This is a genomic window from Pedobacter endophyticus (assembly GCF_015679185.1).
Taxonomy (GTDB): domain Bacteria; phylum Bacteroidota; class Bacteroidia; order Sphingobacteriales; family Sphingobacteriaceae; genus Pedobacter; species Pedobacter endophyticus.
Genome location: NZ_CP064939.1, coordinates 2,012,539 through 2,035,545 on the forward strand (window position 1 = coordinate 2,012,539; position 23,007 = coordinate 2,035,545).

Below are 23,007 nucleotides of genomic sequence, written 5' to 3' on the forward strand. Positions count from 1 at the left end.
TACAAAAAATAACACACTCACTAAGCCCTCTCCTTAAGGGGAGGGTTCGGTGGGGCTATTGAGAGAGAATAAAATGCTAACACAAACACCTAAAAGCCATGCTACCCCTTTCCCTTTGGGGAAGGTTGGGATGGGGAAAACATTAGTAGAAAAAATTTGGGACGCTCACGTTGTAAAAAGTGAAGAGGGTTTCCCCGACATTTTATACATTGATACACACTTAATACACGAGGTAACCTCGCCGCAGGCTTTTGATGGCTTGCGTAAGAGAGGATTACCCGTTTTTCGGCCAAAGCAAACGGTGGCCACTGCCGATCATAACGTACCCACTTTAAACCAATTATTGCCAATTAAAGAAGAGCTTTCGCGCTACCAGGTAGATATGCTTACCAAGAATTGCGCAGAATTTGGAATTGAGCTTTATGGCTTAGGTCATCCATTTCAGGGAATTGTTCACGTAATCGGCCCCGAATTGGGCATTACCCTACCCGGTAAAACGATGGTTTGCGGCGATAGTCACACTTCAACGCATGGTGCTTTTGGAGCCATTGCCTTTGGTATCGGCACATCGCAGGTAGAGCAGGTTTTCGCTACCCAATGTTTATTACAGTCGAAACCGAAAACAATGAAGATTGAAGTAAACGGCCAGCTCGGAAAAGGCGTTGGTGCGAAAGACATTATTCTTTACATTATATCTCAGATTTCCGCAGCCGGCGGTACCGGATATTTTATCGAGTACGCAGGTTCCGCAATCGAGTCGTTGAGTATGGAAGCCCGTATGACCATTTGCAACATGAGTATCGAGATGGGTGCAAGAGGTGGCTTAATAGCGCCAGATCAAATAACCTTCGATTACATTAAAGGCAGACAATTTGCACCTGCCGGCGAAGAATGGGATCAATCTTTAGCCTATTGGAAAACATTGTATACCGATGCAGATGCAACATTCGATAGCGTTTTAACTTTCGATGCGGCAGATATTGCACCGATGATTACCTACGGAACCAACCCCGGAATGGGTATGGGCATTAAAGAGCATATTCCTGCAACCAATGCCCAACCCGAAAAGGAAAAGCTTTCTTATCAAAAAGCACTCGATTATATGGGCTTCGACGACGACGCCTCGTTAATTGGGAAACCGGTTGATTATGTTTTTATCGGAAGCTGCACGAACTCTCGTATCGAGGATTTGCGTGAAGTAGCCGATTTTGTAAAGGATAAACGCAAGGCAGACAACGTAACGGTTTGGATTGTTCCGGGTTCAAAGCAGGTAGAAGCCCAGGCAAAGGCCGAAGGTTTAGACAAAGTTTTTGAACAGGCCGGCTTCCAGCTACGCGAACCGGGTTGCAGTGCTTGTTTGGGAATGAACGAGGATAAGATCCCAGCAGGGAAATATTGTGTTTCTACATCGAACAGAAACTTTGAAGGTAGACAAGGGCAAAATGCCCGTACACTATTGGCCAGCCCGCTAACGGCTGCCGCAGCTGCTGTAACAGGTAAGATTACCGATGTGAGGGAAATGCTGGAGAAAGCTTAAAGCTTAAAGCAGAAAGACTAAAGCTTAAAGACCAAAGCTGAAAGCCGAAAGACCAAAGCTTAAAGCCGATAGCTAATGCTGACCGCTTATCATCCGATAGCTATCAGATGCGACGCACGGTTTATCCTCACTTTTTTCGGGAAAGCAATCCATTTTGCGATGAAAACACAATAATAAATAAACCTATGAACGAATTAAACATCAGGCTACCCGAACGCTATCAAGAAATCAAGGTAGAATCAACTTCGCTAGGGTTTGATATGCTTTCTGATGTACAGACCGGAAGTTTATTGAGAACGTTGGTTTCATCAAAACCTAATGGATTTTTCTTGGAACTTGGTACAGGAACCGGGCTTTCTCTTTCTTGGTTGGTCGATGGAATGGACAAGTCGTCGAAGCTGATTTCAATTGATAATTCAGCTGATTTCCAATCGGTTGCTGCAAGACACTTTGGAAAAGATGATCGTGTAAAACTGATTTGTGAAGATGCAAATCAATGGATAAAAGAAAATCAAGATCAATATTTTGATTTAATTTTTGCCGATGCCTGGCCCGGTAAATATGAAAGTTTACAGGAAACGTTGAATTTGATGAAAACCGGTGGCTTTTACATTATCGATGATATGCTTCCTCAACCAAACTGGCCGATGGCGCATGAACAAAATGTAGAAAAATTGATCGCTCATTTAGAGACATTAGATTTTATTAATCTAACCAAAATGAATTGGTCAACTGGTTTGGTAATTATTACAAAAATTAAATAGGTGATTTTAGAAGTTGCGATATTAGATGTAAAAGCTGGTTTATCAGCTGATTTTGAAAAAGCCTTTAGCGAGGCGCAAAAAATCATTTCTGCGATGGAAGGTTACATCTCGCATCAACTAAAAAAGTGTCTCGAAAAAAGCGATAGATACATTCTGCTGGTAAACTGGGAAACACTGGAGGCGCATACCGAAGGCTTCAGGGGCTCAGTAGAATATGAGGAGTGGAAAAGCTTGCTGCATCATTTTTATGAGCCTTTTCCAACGGTTGAACATTATGTGGAAGTAGAGTGAGCTGAAAGCAGAAAGACTAAGCTTAAAGCTCAAAGCTTAACGGCCAAAGCTTAAAGCTAGCTGTCATGCTGAGGCACGAAGCATCCCTAACCTACTAATTACTGTTTTTGCCAACCCACTTGCCTCTTTTGGCAGTAGGTTATTAAAGTTCAGTTTTCCATCGGTTGGAGATTATTCGCAATCCTCAGAATGACAGTTAAAATGAAAAGAATAGATTTAAATTTTACATTTTTATTTCCCTTTGAGGGAGTTAGGAGATGACATGCCAGAAATAGCGTGGGACGCAACCTTGTACGACAAGCAACACCACTTCGTATCTGATTACGGAGCAGATGTTTTGCAATGGCTGGCGCCAAAGGCCAATGAGCATATTTTAGATGTGGGTTGTGGCACGGGTCAGCTGGCGGCGCAAATTGCCGAAAGTGGCGCTATTGTTTTAGGAACCGATGCATCTGCAGATATGGTGGCCAATGCAAAAGCCACTTATCCGACTTTAAGCTTTGAAGTGGTTGACGGAACTAAACTGCCCTACCAAGAAAACTTCGATGCGATTTTTAGCAATGCCACATTCCATTGGATTGAAGACCAAAATGCGCTGGCCGAAGGTTTATTTAAAAGCTTAAAACCTGGTGGAAGATTGGTTGCCGAGTTTGGCGGAAAAGGAAACGTTAAAAGCATTACCGATGCAATTACCGCTGCCGCCGAACAATTGGGCTTGTCAAATCAGGTAATTACCAACTTTTGGTTCTTTCCATCCATTAGTGCTTACACCACTTTGTTAGAAACGAAAGGTTTTGAAGTAGAGCAAGCCTGGCTGTTCGACAGGCCAACCAAATTACTTGGCGAGGAAGGTATGTACGTTTGGATAAATCAATTTGCACAACACGCCTTTAAAAACCTGAATAACGAGCAAGCTGAATCCATCAAAAATTTAGCCGTAGAAATTCTAAAGCCTAATTACTACATCAATGGTGAATGGGTTGCAGACTACAAAAGATTAAGAATTAAAGCGAACAAGCCGAAAGCTTAAAGATTAAAGCAGAAAGCGAATAGTTACTGGAAATTAAAATATTAAAAAGATGGCACGCAGAATCGGTGTAATCATCTAAATCAGTGAAATCATATTTAACAATGAAAAAATTCACAACATTAACATCGGCAGTAGTGCCATTAAATATAGAAAATATAGATACCGACCAGATCATACCTGCCCGGTTCTTAAAAGCAACAACCCGTGAAGGGTTCGGTGAAAACTTGTTCCGCGATTGGCGTTACAATGGCGACAATACGCCTAAGCCAGAATTTGTAATGAACAACCCAACTTACAGCGGGCGGATTTTAGTGGCCGGAAAAAACTTTGGTTGCGGCAGCAGTCGCGAACATGCAGCCTGGGCCATTCAAGATGCCGGTTTCGATGCGGTGATCAGCAGTTTCTTCGCCGACATTTTTAAGGGTAATGCATTAAACAATGGCCTATTGCCAATACAAGTGAGTGAGGAATTTTTAAAGGAAATTTTTACCGCTGTAGAAGCAAATCCCAAAACAACTTTAACCATCGACTTAGAAGTTCAAACCGTAACACTCGAGGGGCAAGTCCTCCCTACCGGGGAGGATTTAGGAGGGGCTGAATCTTTCGAGATTAACCCGTATAAAAAATCGTGCTTAATTAATGGCTACGATGATATCGATTTTATCCTGGCGCAAAAGAGCTTAATCGAGGAATTTGAAGAAAGCAGAAAGGTTAAAGCTTAAAGACCAAAGCTAAAACACTCGTCATTGCGAGGCTGGATGCGAGCGAGCCGAAGCAATCTCATTAAACAGATGCCCAACTCGCTACAAAGTAGCCCTTTGGGGCAATGACGGTAGTAACAAAAATCAGTGTAATCACTTAAAGCTGTGTAATCAAACCGAAAGGAAATATGCAAGAAAGTTTCGTCACCATTCAGGATTTGAATTTGAAACACCAACAAAAGTCGGTGTTAACGGATTTGAACTGGACCACCAATATTGGCGACAACTGGGTGTTGGGCGGAGCCAGCGGAAGCGGAAAAACTTCGTTAGCGAAAATAATAGCTGGCCTGCAAAGTGGCGTTGGCAACGTAAAAATCAATTTCGCAACAAATACACAGCTCCCCGCAGAAGTTTTATTTGTAGAAAGCTGGTACCAGTTTAAGAACCTTGAGGGCGTTGCAAATTTCTATTACCAACAACGTTACACCAGCCAGCAAGCTAAAGACACGTTAACAGTACATGCCGAACTGGTTGCCTACGGCAAAGAAAAACATTTGCACTTTGACAAGGTTGAACCCATATTAGAGGCGCTGAATTTTTCTGCTTTTGCCAGTTCGCAGTTGATTGAATTATCCAGCGGAGAACATAAAAAGCTGCAGCTCATTAAAGCGCTTTGGTTAAAACCTCAGTTGCTCATCATCGATCAGCCCTACACCGGCCTGGATGCCGCATCGCGAAAGAATTTAAATACTTTATTCGATGAAGTTGCTGCCGAAGGTTTACAATTGATCTTAATTTCGAATGATGCAGAACTACCAGACTCTATCAATCATTTTGCAGAAATAAAAGACGGTAAGCTAATCGAAGTTGATGAGTTTAATTTGGCATCACATGTTCAGCAACACGCCAGAGAAATCCCCGATTTCTTAAAGGCATCGCCAGTTTATTCTTCGTCAGCTATCATCAAAATGGTTGATGTAAATATTAGTTATGGCGAAAAACAGGTACTTAAAGGTATTAACTGGGAAGTAAAAGCAGGCGAAAAATGGCTATTGCAAGGTCATAACGGCTCAGGCAAATCCACGCTTTTGAGTCTCGTAAACGGCGATCACCCACAATCTTACGCCAACGAACTGTATTTGTTTGGCAACAGACGCGGAAGTGGCGAAAGCATTTGGGATATTAAACAGCATATCGGCTTAATCTCTCCCGAGTTTCACTGGTATTTCGATGCCACATCCACCGTATGGCAGAGCATTGCCTCGGGCTTTTATGATACCGTCGGCCTATTTCAACAATTGCCGTATTCAAAAAGTGCGCAAGTTGACGATTTGGTCGAATATTTCGGACTTACCGAAAATAAAAATGAGTTGTTGAGCTCGCTCCCACTCGGAAAACAACGACTGGTTTTATTGGCAAGAACCATCATCAAAAATCCTGAATTATTAATTCTCGATGAACCCTGCCAGGGATTAGACCAACAGCAAACACAACATTTTAATCACCTGGTTGATGAACTGTGCAGCAATGGAATGACCTTAATTTATGTTGGCCATTTTGAATCGCAGTTGCCAACCTGCTTAGAAAAGAGAATATTATTAGAAAAAGGCGAGGTAAAAGTCGTCGAAAGTTTAAATACCAAAACGCGTCGTGCTGAGCTACAAAGCGAAATAATGCGCTCTACTTCTTAGCTGAAGTTAACCGTACTCGCAACGACGACAATAGATAATACAATGAAGAAGAACATTTTAGTAATACCTGGAGACGGTATCGGCCCTGAGGTAACCACTTGGGGTAAAGCAGCTTTAGAAAAAATCGCTGAAATTTTTGGTCACGAATTTACGTTCGATGAGGCGTTGATGGGGCACGCGGCAATAGAAGTTACCGGCGAACCTCTGCCAGATGAAACACTCGAAAAAGCAAGAAAAAGCGACGCAATTCTCTTTGGTGCAATCGGCCATGCAAAATACGACAACGATCCAAGCCTAAAAGTTAGACCTGAGCAGGGTTTGTTAAAAATCCGTAAGGAATTGGGGCTTTTCGCAAACCTCCGCCCAATATTACTATTCGATGAACTTCTTCAGGCATCCAGCATTAAACCCGAAATATTAAGAGGCACAGATATCTTGTTCTTCCGCGAATTAACAGGCGACGTTTACTTTGGCGAAAAATCTCGTTCAGAAGATAGAAATACAGCTTCTGACCTGATGATTTATCACCGGTACGAAGTGGAACGTATTGCCCATAAAGCTTATCAGGCTGCACAACAACGGAGCAAAAAATTATGCTCGGTAGATAAGGCAAACGTATTAGAAAGCTCTCGTTTATGGCGTGAAGTTGTTCAGGAAATTGCCAAACAATACCCTGATGTTGAAACTGAGCACATGTTTATCGATAATGCAGCAATGCAATTGATTAAGAACCCCAAAAAATTCGACGTTGTGTTAACCGCAAACTTATTTGGCGATATCCTTACCGATGAAGCTTCGCAAATTGCAGGCTCAATGGGCATGCTCGCGTCGGCATCTGTGGGCGAAAGCACAGGTTTTTTCGAGCCCATTCACGGCTCAGCGCACGATATTACCGGCAAAGACCTGGCCAACCCACTCGCCTCCATCCTATCGGCAGCATTGATGCTCGAAATAGGCTTCGGATTAAAAGAGGAAGCAAAGTGCCTGGTTGACTGCATCGACGAAGTATTGAAAGAGGGCTTCAGAACGCATGACATTGCCGACCAAACCACCAACCGATTTAAAGTTTTGGGCACAGCCGAAATGGGCAAATTGGTATTGAAGTTCTTATCACAAAAATTAATGAATTCCTAAAAACACAAGATTATGATTCACGACCCTAACAAAGTTTATATTTTCGACACGACATTACGTGATGGCGAGCAGGTTCCCGGCTGCCAATTAGATACAAACCAAAAAATAGAAATCGCTAAATCACTTGAGCTTTTAGGTGTTGATGTGATTGAAGCCGGCTTCCCGGTATCCAGCCCCGGCGATTTTAACAGTGTAATCGAGCTTTCAAAAGCCGTTAATCATCCAATTATTTGCGCCTTAACGCGTGCCAATAAAAATGATATTGATGTAGCTGCAGATGCCTTGCGTTTTGCTAAACGGCCACGAATTCACACTGGAATTGGTGCGTCAGATTTCCATATCAAACACAAGTTTAACAGCACCCGCGAAGAGATTTTGGCTCGTGCCGTTGATGCAGTAAAATATGCTAAAAAATATGTTGAGGATATCGAATTTTATGCCGAAGATGCTGGCCGTGCCGATATTGAGTTCTTGGCCAAAATGGTCGAGGCCGTTATTGCAGCCGGAGCAACCGTAGTAAATATTCCCGATACCAATGGCTATTGCTTGCCAGACCAGTACGGTTCGAAGATTCTTTACTTAAAAGAAAACGTCAAAAACATTGATAACGCCATCATCTCGGTGCATTGCCACAACGATTTGGGCCTCGCCACCGCAAACTCAATTGCCGGCTTGCAAAATGGTGCCCGTCAGGTAGAATGTACCATTAACGGCATTGGCGAACGTGCCGGCAATACTTCTATGGAAGAAGTAGTAATGATTATGAAAACGCACAAAGTATTGGGTTTAAACACCCAAATTGATGCCACTCAGTTTTACGCCATTAGCCATATGGTGCGGAGCCAAATGAATATGCCTGTTCAACCCAATAAAGCAATTGTTGGTGGAAACGCCTTTTCTCACAGTTCAGGCATTCATCAAGATGGTTTCTTGAAAAATCGCGAAAACTACGAAATTATCAAGCCCGAAGATGTAGGCTTCCCCGATGCCACAATTGTGCTTACCGCAAGAAGTGGCCGTGCGGCCTTGAACCATCACTTGGAGCGCTTAGGCCACAAGCTCGAAAAAGAACATTTAGATATCGTTTACAAGCAATTTTTAGTATTGGCAGATAGCAAACAAGGCATTAACGATACCGATTTGAACCAATTGGTTGCTTTGCATCTTGCTTAAGGGCTGAAAGGTAAAACGCATTTTCGTCCGATGAATATTAACATCATGCTCATATTCATCGGATGACTGTTAAAAGGGCAAAGTTGAAACGGCAGCTCCGAAGGACTGCCCTTGACGCCAAAATACAATAATCAAAAAGTGCTGCATTTGCTCTTCAACAACACACATTGCGTAGGTATTAATACTATGATGCTGAATCGCAACTTGATATAAAACATGAATACAATAACACCGAATACATTAGATTTTGACGCTGCATTGCAACGACTCGAGGGCGTAGTAAAACGTACGCCACTGGAGTTTAACGCCGGACTTTCATCTCAATACAATGCTAATATTTATCTAAAGCGAGAAGACCTGCAAATTGTGCGTTCTTATAAACTTCGCGGGGCATACAATAAAATTAGTCAGCTGCCTCAAAGCGATTTGGTAAATGGCATTGTATGCGCCAGCGCGGGTAACCATGCCCAAGGCGTTGCTTATTCGTGCAAAAAACTCGGCATTAAAGGTGTAATTTTTATGCCCGAAATAACGCCCAAGCAGAAAATTAAGCAGGTTAACATGTTCGGCGGCGATAATATCGAAATTGTTTTAGTTGGCGATACTTTCGACGATTGTTTAAAAGAGGCACTGATTTATTGTGAGGAAAAATCGTCTACATTTATTCCTCCGTTTGATGATGAAAAGGTAATTGAAGGTCAGGCCACCGTAGCGATGGAAATTTTTGAAGATTTGCCGGAGTTGGATGCAATAGTTGTTCCTGTGGGCGGTGGCGGCCTCGCTTCGGGCGTTAGTGCTTATTTACAAACCGTAAAACCCGATGTAAAAATATTTGGCGTTGAACCGATGGGCGCACCATCATTAAGCGAAGCGCTGAAAAATGGCGGTCCGGTAACTGTCGAAAATATAGAACGTTTTGTAGATGGAGCCGCAGTAAAGCGTATGGGCTGGATCACTTATAAGTACTGCCAGGAACTTTTGAGCTCAACGTACTTAATTCCCGAAGGACAGATTTGTACCACTATTTTAAAACTTTACAATGAAGATGCCATTGTGGTTGAGCCTGCCGGTGCACTATCTGTTGCGGCGCTAGAGCAGGTTAAAGACCAAATTGTAGGCAAAAATGTTGTTTGCGTAATCAGCGGTGGCAACAACGATATTGAGCGCATGCAGGAGATCAAAGAGAAATCTTTACTTTTTGAGGGCTTAAAGCATTATTTTATCGTTCGTTTCCCGCAGCGACCCGGCGCATTGAAACTTTTTGTAAACGAGGTTTTAGGTCCGCATGACGATATTACCCGCTTTGAGTTTATTAAAAAAACCAATAAAGAAAACGGACCTGCGTTAGTTGGAATCGAGCTTTCAGACAAAAATGATTATGCCAGCTTGCTGCAACGAATGAAAGATTTCAAATTTGAAATTATCGAGTTGAATCAAGATCAGACTTTGTTTGAGTATTTGGTGTAATTTTTGCCTTTAATGCTTGCCGTCATTTCGAGTGGAGCCGAGAAATCTGTTAAGCAAGAAGGGTGTCATCCGATAGCTATCGGATCTGAGCGGAGTCGAAGACCTTTTCCATAGGAACAAACAAAAAACATCGCCTTTCGACTAAGCCTGTATTGAGCCTTTCGTCTACGCTCAAGATAAACTCCAGTCGAAATGCTCAGGGTGACAATGTTTTTTGTTCATTCCTTAAATAAGTGACACTAAGCACCCGCCTGAACGGAGGGACAGAAAGCCGAGAAATCTGTTAAGCGGTTTAATGCAACACTAAAAGAAAGATTTCTCCGCTCCGTTACCAATGAAAAATCGGTAAACTACGGTCGAAAAGACGATGAATTAACTAAATTTAGCACAAAAATGAATTTCAAAGATTTAACAAATAAAACCCTCATAACCGATTCAGACATCGATTGGGAAGATTTAGGAGCAGGCGTTAAACGCAAAATTATGGCATACGATGAAAACCTGATGCTGGTTAAAGTCGAATTCGAAAAAGATGCCATTGGGTCAATTCATAACCATCCGCATTTGCAAATGAGCTATGTTGCCAAAGGAAGCTTTGAAGTAAGTATGGGCGATGAAAAGAAAGTACTTAACGAAGGCGACGTTTTCTTTGCTTCGTCGAACGTTTTCCACGGTGTAGTTTGTAAAGAAGCTGGTTTGCTCATAGATATTTTTAACCCGCACCGCGAAGATTTTTTGAAGTAGTTCCGAGAGTCCGAAGTCAGAGGGCCGTGCCAAAGGCATCCCTTTGGGAGGAAAAATCCGGGAATTAGTTGTACAAGCAAACCTTACACCTAACGCCCTACACCTTAGACCTTACACCTTAAACCTTATGCCTCCATACCCTATTCAAACGTTAAGCGAACATTTTTATAACCTAATCCCTCTATAATTGGCTTAAGCACATTAGTTGCATTTGTTTTAGTTTGAGCTAAAATATCCGATTTCTTCACTTCTGCCGTTACTTGTCTTTCCGCAGCTTTGTATGCCTCATCAACCAAGCCAGCCTCGCGAAAGAAAGCCATTTTTGTATCGTAAACTTTCGACTTTTTGTGATCAATTTTGACGTAACAAATCTCAGGCTGTGGCAAATTTACTACAGCAGTATCCGCATCTATTTCAATATCATCTTTTGTAATTTTTGTGAGATCAATACAGCCTACCGCCTCTGCTTTTACGATGAGCAAGACGCTTGCATCAGGTAAAAAATCTGTTTTATGGGTATGCTCAAGCACATCGCTAATTTGATAGCGAACCAACTCTAGTTTGCCAATTGCCTCTATTTTCTCTACTAAAAGCTGATGTTTGCTTTCGATAGAGGTATTGATACTGAACTTTTTGGAAATAAAAAAATAACCAGCGACCAGCAAGATCAGCCAGGGCAGTATTCTAAAAAATATTCTCATTATTAAGCGTTTTAATTCAATTTCGAATGCCGTGTGAAACCAAAAATAACAATTATTGAACCATAAATGCGTTTTCCAGATTTTTTGGCAGTTGTTTTGTGTTAGCAGAATATACACACAAATAAAAACTAATCAAAATGAAAAAACTTACTATTTTAATGCTTTGCATTGCCACACTAGGTTTGGCTTCATGCAAGAAAGACACAATTATAGGTCCACAAAACATTGTAATTGTCCGAGACATTTCTCCTAACCAATGGTCATTAATTAATAATGGCGAAACTTACACAGCAAGTCTTTCTATTGGAGAAATAGACCAATACCACGTTGACAATGAAGGAACACTCGCTTATATTTCGTATAACAACGGCACAAGCTATATTCAGATGCCATTTGTATATAATGTTGACGCATACAGCTATGAGGTTTATAATGGAGGTGTATCTATTGATATCGAGAGTTCAGATTTGCAAGACAGATCACCCATCAAACCAACTTCTTCTGTTAGAGTAAAAATCGTACTTGTGTCTACTGATTAATATATTTCTCAAATCTCATAAAAACGACCAGTGTTCAACGGACACTGGTCGTTTTTTTTTGCATCAAACATAGTTAATACAACTACAGGTTGTATTATTAGTTTATTTTCGTTATATTGTTAAATGACAAATAAATATTTATTGGCGTGGTTAATCCCGCTGCTACTTTTAGGAGCCTCCTGTAAAAAGCAAGAAAACCCAATTCAAGAGGAGATTAGCAAAGACATTCGAAAGGCTGATTTTATTGGGGTTTGGACTCCTTTCAAAATTGAAACAACATTTACGGATAAACAAAATCAGGAAGTATCTATTATTGACAGTACTGAAAAAGTTAAATTTTACATTCCTGCGTACAAGTTTACCTATGACAAGGTAATTGTTGATCACAATGGCTGGGATTACAGTGTTAATACACTCGGAAAAACCAAAACACTGGAATATTTGAGATATGGGGTACTACAAGATTACGAGATCTTAAAATTAAACGCTAGTCAGCTGATTTTGAAAGATATCAACATCGAGGACACAGGAAAAAGAGTTGAGATTGTCTATTTTAACAAGAACTAACATGAGAAAAACAAACATATTTATCGCATTGCTTCTGTTATCTATTTCTGAGATCGCGTATGCTCAAACTGTAATCGATTTCAGCACTATTTCATTTAATCCAAACTTCTTTGATAATGGCGGATGCAAAACTTATAACAGATTCGGTCCAAACCCTATCTCGGTAAATGGACATAACGTACGAACAGTTGGCTCTTCGTTATGGACTTGGAGTCAGCCAAAATCTTTAACTTTATACGCTTTTTCAAATATGGAGACTAATCCACGTGAAAATGTTGTTATTTCGGTTGAATATGCATTTCAAGCAAACAAAACTTATAAGATTGAAATAAATGGCCTTAACGATCACTCTTGGAACAATTGGATAGTTCCCGAAAATCATTATAATGGCGTTTTTTGGGTGAAATTGGAAAACAACCCCGAAATTAGTACAACAGTTTCAAACCCTTGTTCTGGATCATACACATCTGTAGAGAAAAAAATCGATAGGTATTCAAAGTTAATTGCTGATCCTCGTGTCGCCTTTGAGAATAAAAATTATATCGTGAAATTTTCTCCTCTGGAAAATAAAAATGCTTTAAAGATAACTTTCGACTCATCACCCAATGATCCGAACCTAGTAATCGATAACATTTTCAGATTAAAAAACATCAAAATCACTGAGATGCCTTATGAGGAAGACCAACCTTCAACCCATTTTTACTACAATACCTCTGGAGAAACATTAGGGCAAAATACAAGAAATAACCCAGCATACTATATTCCATATATCAGGCCAATTGGCAGTCGCCCTAGTAGAGGGGACACCTATAAAGCCCTATCGATAAATCCAAACCAGTGGACTTCAAATTCAAACGGTAACGGATATTCAATTTACTTTAGTTCTCTTATAGATAATTTTCAATTGGCTGAACTGACATCACTAAATTTACTTGGAGATCTAGCTACTGGAGGAACTCGACCAACTCGTTCTGGAGAAAGGCAGAATATTCCCTTACCTGGAACATATCAAAACAACAACTACCAGTATTCTATAATTAACTACGATGTAATAATAACGTGTACAAACAGCACTAATGCTCCCCCTTCATCGGTTGTTGATTTTGTGACAACTTATCGGTAAAAATAGCCTGAAATTCACAAAAACGACCAATGTTCAACCAAACACTGGTCGTTTTTTTGTTTAACGTCTTATGCATTTAGTTATAATTATACTTATAACTTTTATATACTTCCGCCTTAATTATAATCATACTTAAAACTGTTTAAACAGGATTGTTTTGTTGACTAGTTTAAGCCTATCCTCCTTTTCCCATCCATTTATTTGCTATATTCGTAACCTAACACTGGTTAACTACTTTGTAACAAAGGTATTGAAATATCAGCCGTGATAAACCACAGCAAACACAATTACTATAGCGTCTTATAATTTTAAATTGATCTGTGAAAAGCTGATAATCGGACTTGGTATTACAAGTTTGAAAACACATTATTTTGGTAAATAAGCATAAAGATATTGAGCAAGATCTGATCCAGGCCATCGCGGCCGGGAATGAGAAAGCGTTCGAAACTTTGTATATTTCCTATCATAAGAAACTGCATAAATTTTTATTAAAAACAACCCAAAACCATCAACAAACTGCTTCTGACATTTTACAAGAAGCTTTTTTAAGGGTGTGGCTAAACCGCGACAAATTAACGGAGATCGAAAACTTTCAAGCCTGGATTTATAAGGTTGTGAGCACAGAAGCGCTAACTTTAATTAGAAAAGAACTTCACCAGAAAACAAAAGCCGATCGGTTAAAGCTGAACCATGATCACAATGAAACGGCCTTTTTTATCCAAAAGCCCATTGAGTTTGGCGAAATTAAATCAATAATTAAGCAAGCGGTTTTACAGTTGCCCGAACAACGCAGAACCATATACATATTAAGCAGGGAAGAAGGCCTGAGCCCCTCTGAAATTGCCGAAAAATTAAACATCTCTATAAATACGGTTTACAATACCCTCACTTCAGCCCTAAAATCGATCCGCCAGGCGCTCACTACGGCAGGATATGGAGTATATTTGGGAATATTGATAATTTTACGTCTTTTTTAGAAAAAAATTTCTTTGCAATAGTAGTCGTTCGCAAAAGTGCATTCATATGATAAGTTGGACGTAAATCCCTGCGCCATAACTACAAACAAACGTGCATAAAGAACGAATCTTCTATTTATTAAACCTGTATTACGAGAATAGCTTATCACACGATGAAAGCATAGAATTATCGCTACTAATTAACGAAACTGATCAGGAAGAAGTGATCAATGCGCTTTCGAAAATTATAAGTGCTGCCCCCGACCCGGAGAGCGAAAACGCCGACTTCGATGAAGCAGAAATAAAATACCGGGTAAGTCAAATATTGGCGATCGACAGTCATCTTGAAATCAAAGCCGCCACAGCCAAATCGAAATTTAAGCTGTCAAAATATGGCGTCGCAGCTGCCGCAGCTGTTTTAATCATTTTGTTGGGCACTTATATAATCAGTCGCAATAGCTTTATCGGCTCCGCCAACAGCAATAATATAGCTAAAACGATAGATGTTCAGCCCGGCAATAAGGGAGCCGTGCTGGTGTTGTCGGATGGCACCGAGGTTTTGCTCGATAGTGTGAGCAACGGCAAAGTCATTGTTGGCCGCGATGGATCAAAGATCAGGATTGATAACGGGCAGATCGTTTATCTGGATAAAAACGCTAAAGCAAGCAACATTAACACCGTTCGGACGCCGAAAGGCAGGCAATATCATCTTACCCTTTCCGATGGAACCAAAGTATGGCTCAACGCCGCAAGCAGCATCGAATATCCTGTAGCTTTTACCACTGGCGCTAGAAAAGTAACCATATCTGGCGAGGCTTATTTCGAAGTGGTTAAAAATCCCAAAAAGCCTTTTAGGGTGAACATTGCCGACAGTAAAACAAACATCGAAGTTTTGGGCACCCATTTTAACGTTAACACCTATGCCGATAACGGCAACTACAAGACAACGCTGTTAGAGGGAAGCATCAAACTGAATACCGGCAAGCTCAAATTTCTGTTAAAACCCAATCAACAAGCCATTACTCAACCCCAATCCGATCAGTTTCAAATTATCGAAAACATCAATCCGGAAGATATCGTAGCCTGGAAAAACGATCTGTTTTATTTTAACGAAGCGAGCATCGACGATGTAATGCAAGAACTGGCAAGGTGGTATAGTATCGACGTTAGCTACCAGGGCAGCAAACCATCAGGTACGTTTACCGGAAAAATCGATAAAAATCTAACCTTAAGGCAAGCACTCAAAATATTGGGCGCAACACGTGTTAAATACGAACTCCTGCAAAACAACAAATTAATTATCCAATAATAATCAACCTAAACCAAAACCAATATGATGGCAACCCGCTAACTATGAAATCTCAATGAGCCGAGAGGCTTCTAAAACCAGTTAAGAACAAAGTATTTAAACGTAAACTTTTAGTTCAATGAACCAAAAAACTAACCTACAAAACCCCGATCCAGCAAAAAGGATAACGGGTAAAAAACCATTCAACACCTTTTTTGCAACAATGAAGTTTGTAACCATACTCAGCGTTTGTATTTCAACCTTCGCAAATGCAAAGTCATTTTCTCAAACCATCAGGTTAAATCTTAAGGCCGCTCAGGTTACAGCAGTTTTAAAGGCAATAGAAAAACAATCCGACTACACTTTCTTTTACAAAACAGAGGATTTAAAATGGCTAAAACGGATTGATGTCAATATCAACGAGAACACCATCGATAATGCATTGCAAAAAGTGTTAAAAGATCTTCCCTTAGAATACAATATTGAGGGAAAGACGATAGCATTGAATAAAAAATCAGATAATATCACACTAATCAAGCCTTTGGCTATTAAGGGCCTCAGTGCTGAGGAAATAATCTCGGGTACCGTTAAAGATGCCAATGGACAAGCTATCCCAGGGGTTAGCATAAAGGTGAACGGCACCAACCGCGTTACCTCTACCAATGGCGCAGGCAATTTTACCATTGAAGCGAAAATTGGCGATGTGTTGACAATTACATCAATTGGCTTCACTACCCAACAAATTACCATAACCGGAGCTTCGTTGGGCAATATTACGCTTATTGAAGACCCAACCAATTTAGATGAACTGGTTGTTGTTGGATATAGCACGCAAAAAAAGGAGAGCTTAACGGGCGCCTTAAGCACCATTAGTGCCGAAAAATTAAAAAACGTTACCTCACCAAATGTACAGAATTTACTTGCGGGTAAAGCTCCGGGGCTGTTTGTGGCTCCAGGTTCGGGGAAACCAGGAACTGCAGGTGCGGTAATTATTCGTGGGCAAGCAACCCTAAGTGGCACAACCAGTCCGCTTTGGGTAATAGATGGCGTAATTATAGGCAGCAACCCGGGAGACTTAAACCCCGAAGATATAGAAAATGTTACTGTTTTAAAAGATGCTGCTTCGACAGCAATTTACGGTTCGCAGGGAGCCAATGGCGTAGTGATCGTAACTACTAAACGGGCAAAATCAGGGCAAATGTCTATCGATGTATCATCGAAAGCGGGCTTTACAACACTTACCAACGGAAATCTTGAAGTAATGAACGGTGCAGAGCTGTACGATTATTTTGCTTCATTTGCCAATGCAAGTACCATCAAGTTTCCGCGTTGGAACCCCGAGTTGCGCAACAGCAATTTCGATTGGTGGGATTTGGCCACCAAAACAGGCTTTAACCAAAACCACAACGTTACTTTGCAAGGCGGAAGCGAAAAACTTCAATCACTGCTCTCAGTTGGGTTTTACGATGAAACGGGTGCCATAAAGGGTTACGATTACGAGCGCTATAATTTCAGGTTAAATACGGTTTACAAACCTTTTAAATGGCTAACTTTTAAGCCATCGTTAGTGGGGGCCCGCCGTGGTGTTACCGACAATCAGTATTCAGTTACGTCGATGTACTCCAACCTCCCATGGGATAGTCCATACGATGCCAACGGAAACATTGTTCCCAATCGCTCAAGCACCTGGGTAAACAGCGTAGGCACGAACTATTTGTACGATTTGCAGTGGAACCATTCAGCAAACACGAACTATGAGTTTATGGGTAATTTTGATTTTGATATTCAGATCACGAAGAACCTCACCTTTGCTTCGGTAAACAATTACAGATACAATAATTACAGCGCAAGCGGCTACCAAGATCCACGTTCTGATGCTGGTTTAAGCACAAATGGCCGCATTACAGAGTACCGATCGGAATATACCCGCCGATATACCAACCAGATTCTACGTTACAACAACAGCTGGGGGAAACATAGTTTAAGTGCTTTGGGTGGATATGAATTTAACGATTATCGCAGCAAAACACTCGATGTTTATGGAACCGGATTGATCCCAGGCTTCGAGGTGTTGGATGTAGTATCGACACCTGAAAGAACCAAAGGCGGTATAAACGAGTGGGCGGTACAATCGTTGTTATTTAACTCAAACTACTCTTACGATGGTAAATACCTGGCGCAGGTATCGCTTCGCCGAGATGGAGCATCGAACTTTGGCAAGAAGTATGGCAATTTCTTCTCTGTTAGCGGGGGCTGGAACATCAACCGCGAAGAATGGTTCAAAGCAAACTATTTCAGCACGCTAAAACTTCGCGCCTCATACGGTACGGTAGGCAATCGGCCAAGTGCGTTGTACCCTCAATATGATCTGTATGCGGTGAATCCCGCAGCCAGTTACAACGGCATCCCCGGCCTTTTAATCGATCAAATTGGCAATAAAAACCTTACCTGGGAGCAAACGTATACCACCGGAATCGGTTTAGATGTTGCTGCATTTGACAACAGGGCGAGGTTAACAGTAGATTATTACATCAAAAATACCGACAACATTTTATACAATGTACCGATTTCGGGCCTTTCGGGAGTGACCAGAATTTGGCAAAACGTAGGTAAAATGAAAAACAAGGGGATCGAAATTTCGGTAGGCGGCGATATCGTTCGTAACGACGATTTTGTTTGGAGCCTTGATGCAAATCTTAGCCACAACATCAATAAGTTAACCGATATCTATAAAACAAGAAATGTGGATGGCACATATACGGCCAAGCCTATTATTATCGGCGACGGACTTGGAATAGCAGGCTCAGCAAGCAGAATTTTGCAGATTGGCCTACCTGTAGACACTTATTACATGCCTGAATGGGCGGGTGTAAATGTTGATAACGGACTGCCGATGTGGTACAAAGTAACCAGAGATGCAAACGGTAACGAAACTGAACGGATAACAACATCGAATTATGCACAAGCCACACAAGAAAAGTTAGGCAAGGCTTCGCCAGATTTGTTTGGTGGTATAACGACTTATTTAAGATGGAAAAAACTCGATTTTAACGCAGTGTTTGGCTACTCCATCGGTGGTAAAGTTTACAACTATTCTCGTCAGGAATATGATTCTGATGGAACTTATACCGACAGAAATCAAATGAAATTGCAAGATGGCTGGAGCAGGTGGCAAAAACCGGGCGATGTTGCCACGCATCCGGTAGCACGCTACGATAATCAGGACAAAGGCAACTCGATGTCGTCGCGTTATTTAGAAAGCAACGACTTTTTCAGAATGCGCTCGCTTGCTTTTGGATATAATTTCGATTTGAAAAAGTACAAAGTAAAAAACCTCAGGGTGTTTGTATCAGGCGAAAATCTGTTTGTGATTACGAAATATTCTGGTGTCGATCCGGAAATACCAGTTAACGAAAGCGACGGGAATATCCTATTCTCAACAGGTCCATCCGTTTACCCGATGACCAGGAAATTTATATTAGGACTTAATGTTTCATTCTAAAGTATTAAAAATGAAAAAGATAATAGCTATTGTTTTTATTGCACTCGCCTTCTCATCTTGTAAAATAGACAAGGAGCCTTTCGGATCTTTACAATCTGAAAAGATAAACGAAGATCCCGAAGCATCGATGGATGGTTTGTTAAATGGCGTTTACGCCCAACTTAAGGCCTGGTCTGACCCTATGCACCGCTTAGGCGAATATGCCGGCGATAACATCATGATCAGGGGATCATCGACCGATGCTTTTTACGAATTTATTTCTTTTGCCCGAACGCCAAACAACGGACGCTTAGGTACTTTTTGGGATAGTGGTTATAAGGCAATTGCCCAGGCCTCTAATATCATTAATCTGGTACCGGAAGGTAAAAACGAAGAGCTCGACAGCAAATTGGGCGAATGCTACTACGTGCGTGGAATGATGTATTTTTATTTGGTTCGTGCCTTCGGACGTCCTTACTATCAGAGCCCCGAAACCAATCTGGGAGTGCCGATCGTTAACGGTACGCCTACCGACGTGATTAATGCCAGTTTTCCGGATAGGGCAACGGTGAAGGCTACCTACGAGCAAGCGATTGCAGATTTAAAAAAGGCTGAGGAAATGATCAGCGTAAACAAAGGGCCTATCTTCGCCTCTAAAGAAGCGGCACAGGCCATGCTTTCGCGGGTTTATCTGTACATGAGCGGAACTTACGAAAACCCAAACAGAGAGTTTGCGCAATTATCGGTCGACTACGCTAACAAAGTAATCGACATGTCGACGAAGTACAGCCTGTTGCCGAGAGATCAATTCATGAAATACAATACTTTTACACCAGAAAACAACAGAGAAACCATTTTCGCCATTAAACGTGTTGCGTCTGAGTTTTCTGGCGACGACCACTACTATGGCATTGGCGGCATGTACTCGAACATTGGGGGCATGGGCTGGGGCGAAATGTATGCCAGCGCCAAGTATATCAGCTTATTGAACGAAACAGGCAGAAATGACTGGAGACCGGATAATTACAAGATAGTGGATGCCCGGGCCGCTTTTATTGAGCCGACCTATTCTAAAACCACGGCAGGCGGTTACACAGAAGTGTTCAGGTTTATTAAAGAAGAAGCCAATAATGCTTTAAATTATGCTCAGGATACCATTACACGTGCCGGCGCCACAATTACCTGTAAAGAGCGTGGCGATGTATATACCCTTACACCAGTTGACGCCGCACAAGGGATTTACAACATCAATTATAAAGATGGAAAAACCTACACGGGTTTCATCGATTATTTTATTACGTTAAACCGTGCTTATCCTCAGTTTTATATTGTTAAGGCATCAAGAGAAGGGGAAGATTCGCAGTTACACTCGCCGGTAATAAGCAGGCTGGGCGAAGTATACCTAAACCGGGCAGAAGCGTACGCAAAACTTGGAAATTATGGTATGGCACTCATCGATTTAAATAAAATCAGAACACGTTCTATTGTAAACGGGGCCTATACTTCGTTAAACGCATCGAATGCCGGCGACCTGATTGATAAAGAAAGACAGCTGGAACTGGCCTATCAGGCAGAAAGAAGTTTTGATGTCTTCCGTAATGGGAAACCGCTTGTTCGTCAATATCCGGGGCCACAAAGTAAAACAAGTATACCAGCTACCGATTTTAGGGTTGTTTATTATATTCCGCAAAGTGCAATAAATTCATATCCGGGTAAGCTGACCCAAAATCCTACTAATTAGTAGTCCAAATTACGAACAGTTTTAGGGCTGTTCGTAGTTCGGTTCTAGTTAAAAGGCTAGTATAAGCGGTGTCTAATCGGATAACCGCTATTAAAATTCTAAAAAACGACTAATGTTCAATTGAACATGGTCGTTTTTTTTATGCTCTCCCCTGTTCAGCTGTAACGCCCGAACGATTACGCCGTTTCGCTCCAATAGCAATTCGTCATAAAAACCTTTGTAAAAAACATCTTTTACCTCAAACCTTCTGCTGTTCCAGCTATTGGATAATTCTGCCCACTCGGGATAAAAAGCAACAAATTCCTTTTCGGTTTTTAAGCCCAGCTTTTCGGCTTCTACACGAGACAGAACCACCGCATTACCTAATATCTGTGCGGTGTACATGTGCTTCGGGCGTTGGTAAATCTCCGACGGTTTCCCGGTCTGTAAAAGTTCGCCGTTGCGGATAATCAATAATTGATCGGCAAGAAACAAACCATCCGCAGGATCATGCGACACCAAGATCACTGTAACTCCAGTTTCGGCAGCTACCCGCTTAATATCGGCCCGCAATTGATTTTTAAGCAAAGCATCTACCTGACTAAAGGGCTCATCGAGCAAAAGGACTTTGGTATCGGCAACCATCGCCTTGGCAATGGCCACACGCTGTTGCTCTCCCCCACTTAACTCAATAATCTTTTTATTTTGCAGCGGAAGAATGCGCAGATGTTCCATTATGGCCAGTGTTTTCTCTGCCTTGCTTTTAAGATCGGTGTTCGAAAGTTGCGAGGCAATGTTATCGTAAACCTTGGCATAAATGTTCAGCGAAAAATCCTGCGTAACCATCTTCATCTGCTTATGCCCCGGAATCAGTTGCTCATCGGGGCCTTTTACCCTTGCCTGTTCAAACTGAATTTCGCCTTCATCTATTTTTAATAAGCCATAAATGGATTTTAGCAGCGTAGATTTTCCACTTCCACTTTCACCTATAATGGCAACAACATCTCCTCTATTAATATCGAAACTGATGTTTTTGATGCCTCCTGCCTGTTCAGCCTGATACTGCTTGGTTAAATTTTTAACGCTTATGATGGGATTTCTCACATGGTAAAGATAAAGCATAAAGGAGAAAGACCAAAGCCCAAAACCAAACCAAAAAGAACACGTGTATCTGCGTTTACATTTGAACGTGCGACATCTTTTTGTAAACTTATACTATGAATACGAAGCTGACATTAACTGTAGATAAATCGACTATAGAACAAGCGAAAGTATATCCCGAAGAGCACGGTAGAAGTTTATCTGCTTTGATGGAAAACTATATGAGGCATTAACACCGACTAAAGCTCGCAGTACAGAAAAGAAATTATTAAATGAAAACGAATTCTCTGACACTTTAAAATCGCTAATTGGCGCTGCGAAGTCGCCTGCAGATTTTGATTATAAAAAAGAAAGGACACAACGTTTAATGGAAAAATATAAATGTTAATGTAAATATGCAATCACTTTAGTATTTTACTGAAAATCAAATGAACCAAAAAATATTATTTTCAGAAATTCAAGGCGACGGAAATGTTGGGCTAATTATTTTATTGATTTTAATTGATATTTTGATGCTTTACCTGCTTTTTACAAAATGGAAAGCCAAAAGCATGTTATATAACATAGGAATTGGCCTAGGTTTGATTATTGCCTTTTTGGCTACTTTTATTATTATTACAATGAAACAGTATACTGAAATTAAAGAAGATGGTGTGTACGTTGAACTATTTCCAATTCAGCCCAGCTTTAATTTCTATCCTTGGGAAGGCATTGAAAAATGCTATGTTCGAACTTATAATCCAATCTCAGAATATGGTGGTTGGGGATTAAAAGGAAGTGCTAAAAACAAAGCCGTTAATGAATCAGGAAATATTGGGTTGCAGCTCCGTTCTTAAAAATGGAGACAAACTACTCATTGGTACACAAAAACCTAACGAAATCGCTATTATTTTGAAAAAAAGTAATCTTTATTCACAATAACAAACAAACACGCTTCGTCAGTCGCAACTGCATTTCAGTTTTGTTTGAGCATTTGTTAATTAAAACCATAATGTTAAA

21 protein-coding genes are annotated in these 23,007 nt (G+C 41.0%); 19 read left to right on the forward strand and 2 right to left on the reverse strand.

The genetic code is table 11. From position 1 onward, the window contains the following. Positions 1 to 130 precede the first annotated feature (130 nt). From leuC to IZT61_RS08035, 10 genes are all read left to right on the forward strand, one after another. Complete coding sequence (leuC, locus tag IZT61_RS07990; protein ID WP_196101254.1) at positions 131 to 1,537, forward strand: 3-isopropylmalate dehydratase large subunit; 1,407 nt, start codon at positions 131 to 133, stop codon at positions 1,535 to 1,537. A 185-nt stretch (positions 1,538 to 1,722) separates the two neighbouring features. Beyond that, a complete protein-coding gene (locus IZT61_RS07995) occupies positions 1,723 to 2,301 on the forward strand; it encodes an O-methyltransferase (protein WP_196100637.1) in 579 nt (192 codons plus the stop codon). Next, entirely contained in the window at positions 2,302 to 2,592 is a 291-nt protein-coding gene (locus IZT61_RS08000; protein ID WP_196100638.1) for an antibiotic biosynthesis monooxygenase family protein, read from the forward strand. A gap of 241 nt (positions 2,593 to 2,833) precedes the next feature. Beyond that, the gene (locus IZT61_RS08005) at positions 2,834 to 3,622 is read left to right on the forward strand and encodes a class I SAM-dependent methyltransferase (protein ID WP_230383901.1); all 789 of its coding nucleotides are present in this window, start codon (positions 2,834 to 2,836) and stop codon (positions 3,620 to 3,622) included. 101 nt (positions 3,623 to 3,723) lie between these two features. Beyond that, positions 3,724 to 4,344, forward strand: a complete 621-nt coding sequence (leuD, locus tag IZT61_RS08010) for a 3-isopropylmalate dehydratase small subunit (RefSeq protein ID WP_196100639.1) — start codon at positions 3,724 to 3,726, stop codon at positions 4,342 to 4,344. Positions 4,345 to 4,511: 167 nt separating this feature from the next. Then, positions 4,512 to 6,014 (forward strand): ATP-binding cassette domain-containing protein, encoded by a 1,503-nt coding sequence (locus tag IZT61_RS08015; RefSeq protein WP_196100640.1) that lies wholly within the window; start codon positions 4,512 to 4,514, stop codon positions 6,012 to 6,014. Between the two features lie 42 nt (positions 6,015 to 6,056). Continuing rightward, positions 6,057 to 7,148 carry a 3-isopropylmalate dehydrogenase gene (gene leuB, locus IZT61_RS08020; RefSeq protein ID WP_196100641.1) on the forward strand — a complete coding sequence of 364 codons (1,092 nt, stop codon included), beginning with the start codon at positions 6,057 to 6,059 and terminating at the stop codon, positions 7,146 to 7,148. A 12-nt stretch (positions 7,149 to 7,160) separates the two neighbouring features. Beyond that, positions 7,161 to 8,321, forward strand: a complete 1,161-nt coding sequence (locus tag IZT61_RS08025; RefSeq protein ID WP_196100642.1) for a 2-isopropylmalate synthase — start codon at positions 7,161 to 7,163, stop codon at positions 8,319 to 8,321. A 216-nt stretch (positions 8,322 to 8,537) separates the two neighbouring features. After that, positions 8,538 to 9,788: a threonine ammonia-lyase IlvA gene (ilvA, locus tag IZT61_RS08030; protein WP_196100643.1), complete on the forward strand. Its 1,251-nt coding sequence runs from the start codon at positions 8,538 to 8,540 to the stop codon at positions 9,786 to 9,788. Between the two features lie 393 nt (positions 9,789 to 10,181). Then, positions 10,182 to 10,532 carry a cupin domain-containing protein gene (locus IZT61_RS08035; protein WP_196100644.1) on the forward strand — a complete coding sequence of 117 codons (351 nt, stop codon included), beginning with the start codon at positions 10,182 to 10,184 and terminating at the stop codon, positions 10,530 to 10,532. A 140-nt stretch (positions 10,533 to 10,672) separates the two neighbouring features. On the opposite strand, the gene IZT61_RS08040 is transcribed toward IZT61_RS08035, so the two are convergent. Next, a complete protein-coding gene (locus IZT61_RS08040; protein ID WP_196100645.1) occupies positions 10,673 to 11,233 on the reverse strand; it encodes a DUF4230 domain-containing protein in 561 nt (186 codons plus the stop codon). A gap of 137 nt (positions 11,234 to 11,370) precedes the next feature. Here IZT61_RS08040 and IZT61_RS08045 point away from each other — a divergent pair, with 137 nt between their 5' ends. From IZT61_RS08045 to IZT61_RS08075, 7 genes are all read left to right on the forward strand, one after another. Beyond that, positions 11,371 to 11,772 carry a hypothetical protein gene (locus tag IZT61_RS08045; protein ID WP_196100646.1) on the forward strand — a complete coding sequence of 134 codons (402 nt, stop codon included), beginning with the start codon at positions 11,371 to 11,373 and terminating at the stop codon, positions 11,770 to 11,772. 123 nt (positions 11,773 to 11,895) lie between these two features. Continuing rightward, positions 11,896 to 12,339: a hypothetical protein gene (locus tag IZT61_RS08050; protein ID WP_196100647.1), complete on the forward strand. Its 444-nt coding sequence runs from the start codon at positions 11,896 to 11,898 to the stop codon at positions 12,337 to 12,339. 1 nt (position 12,340) lies between these two features. After that, positions 12,341 to 13,462: a hypothetical protein gene (locus IZT61_RS08055; protein WP_196100648.1), complete on the forward strand. Its 1,122-nt coding sequence runs from the start codon at positions 12,341 to 12,343 to the stop codon at positions 13,460 to 13,462. A 371-nt stretch (positions 13,463 to 13,833) separates the two neighbouring features. Beyond that, positions 13,834 to 14,439 carry an RNA polymerase sigma factor gene (locus IZT61_RS08060; RefSeq protein ID WP_196100649.1) on the forward strand — a complete coding sequence of 202 codons (606 nt, stop codon included), beginning with the start codon at positions 13,834 to 13,836 and terminating at the stop codon, positions 14,437 to 14,439. 91 nt (positions 14,440 to 14,530) lie between these two features. Beyond that, entirely contained in the window at positions 14,531 to 15,727 is a 1,197-nt protein-coding gene (locus IZT61_RS08065) for a FecR family protein (protein ID WP_196100650.1), read from the forward strand. 118 nt (positions 15,728 to 15,845) lie between these two features. After that, the gene (locus IZT61_RS08070) at positions 15,846 to 19,208 is read left to right on the forward strand and encodes a TonB-dependent receptor (RefSeq protein WP_230383902.1); all 3,363 of its coding nucleotides are present in this window, start codon (positions 15,846 to 15,848) and stop codon (positions 19,206 to 19,208) included. Between the two features lie 10 nt (positions 19,209 to 19,218). After that, complete coding sequence (locus IZT61_RS08075; RefSeq protein ID WP_196100651.1) at positions 19,219 to 20,928, forward strand: RagB/SusD family nutrient uptake outer membrane protein; 1,710 nt, start codon at positions 19,219 to 19,221, stop codon at positions 20,926 to 20,928. Positions 20,929 to 21,018: 90 nt separating this feature from the next. On the opposite strand, the gene IZT61_RS08080 is transcribed toward IZT61_RS08075, so the two are convergent. After that, complete coding sequence (locus IZT61_RS08080; RefSeq protein WP_196100652.1) at positions 21,019 to 22,011, reverse strand: ABC transporter ATP-binding protein; 993 nt, start codon at positions 22,009 to 22,011, stop codon at positions 21,019 to 21,021. Positions 22,012 to 22,124: 113 nt separating this feature from the next. On the opposite strand from IZT61_RS08080, the gene IZT61_RS22210 reads away from it, so the two are divergent. Beyond that, on the forward strand, positions 22,125 to 22,241 hold the full coding sequence (locus IZT61_RS22210; protein ID WP_230383903.1) for a DUF6364 family protein: 117 nt from the start codon (positions 22,125 to 22,127) through the stop codon (positions 22,239 to 22,241). 195 nt (positions 22,242 to 22,436) lie between these two features. After that, entirely contained in the window at positions 22,437 to 22,844 is a 408-nt protein-coding gene (locus IZT61_RS22215; protein ID WP_230383904.1) for a DUF6141 family protein, read from the forward strand. The last annotated feature ends 163 nt before the right edge of the window (positions 22,845 to 23,007 follow it).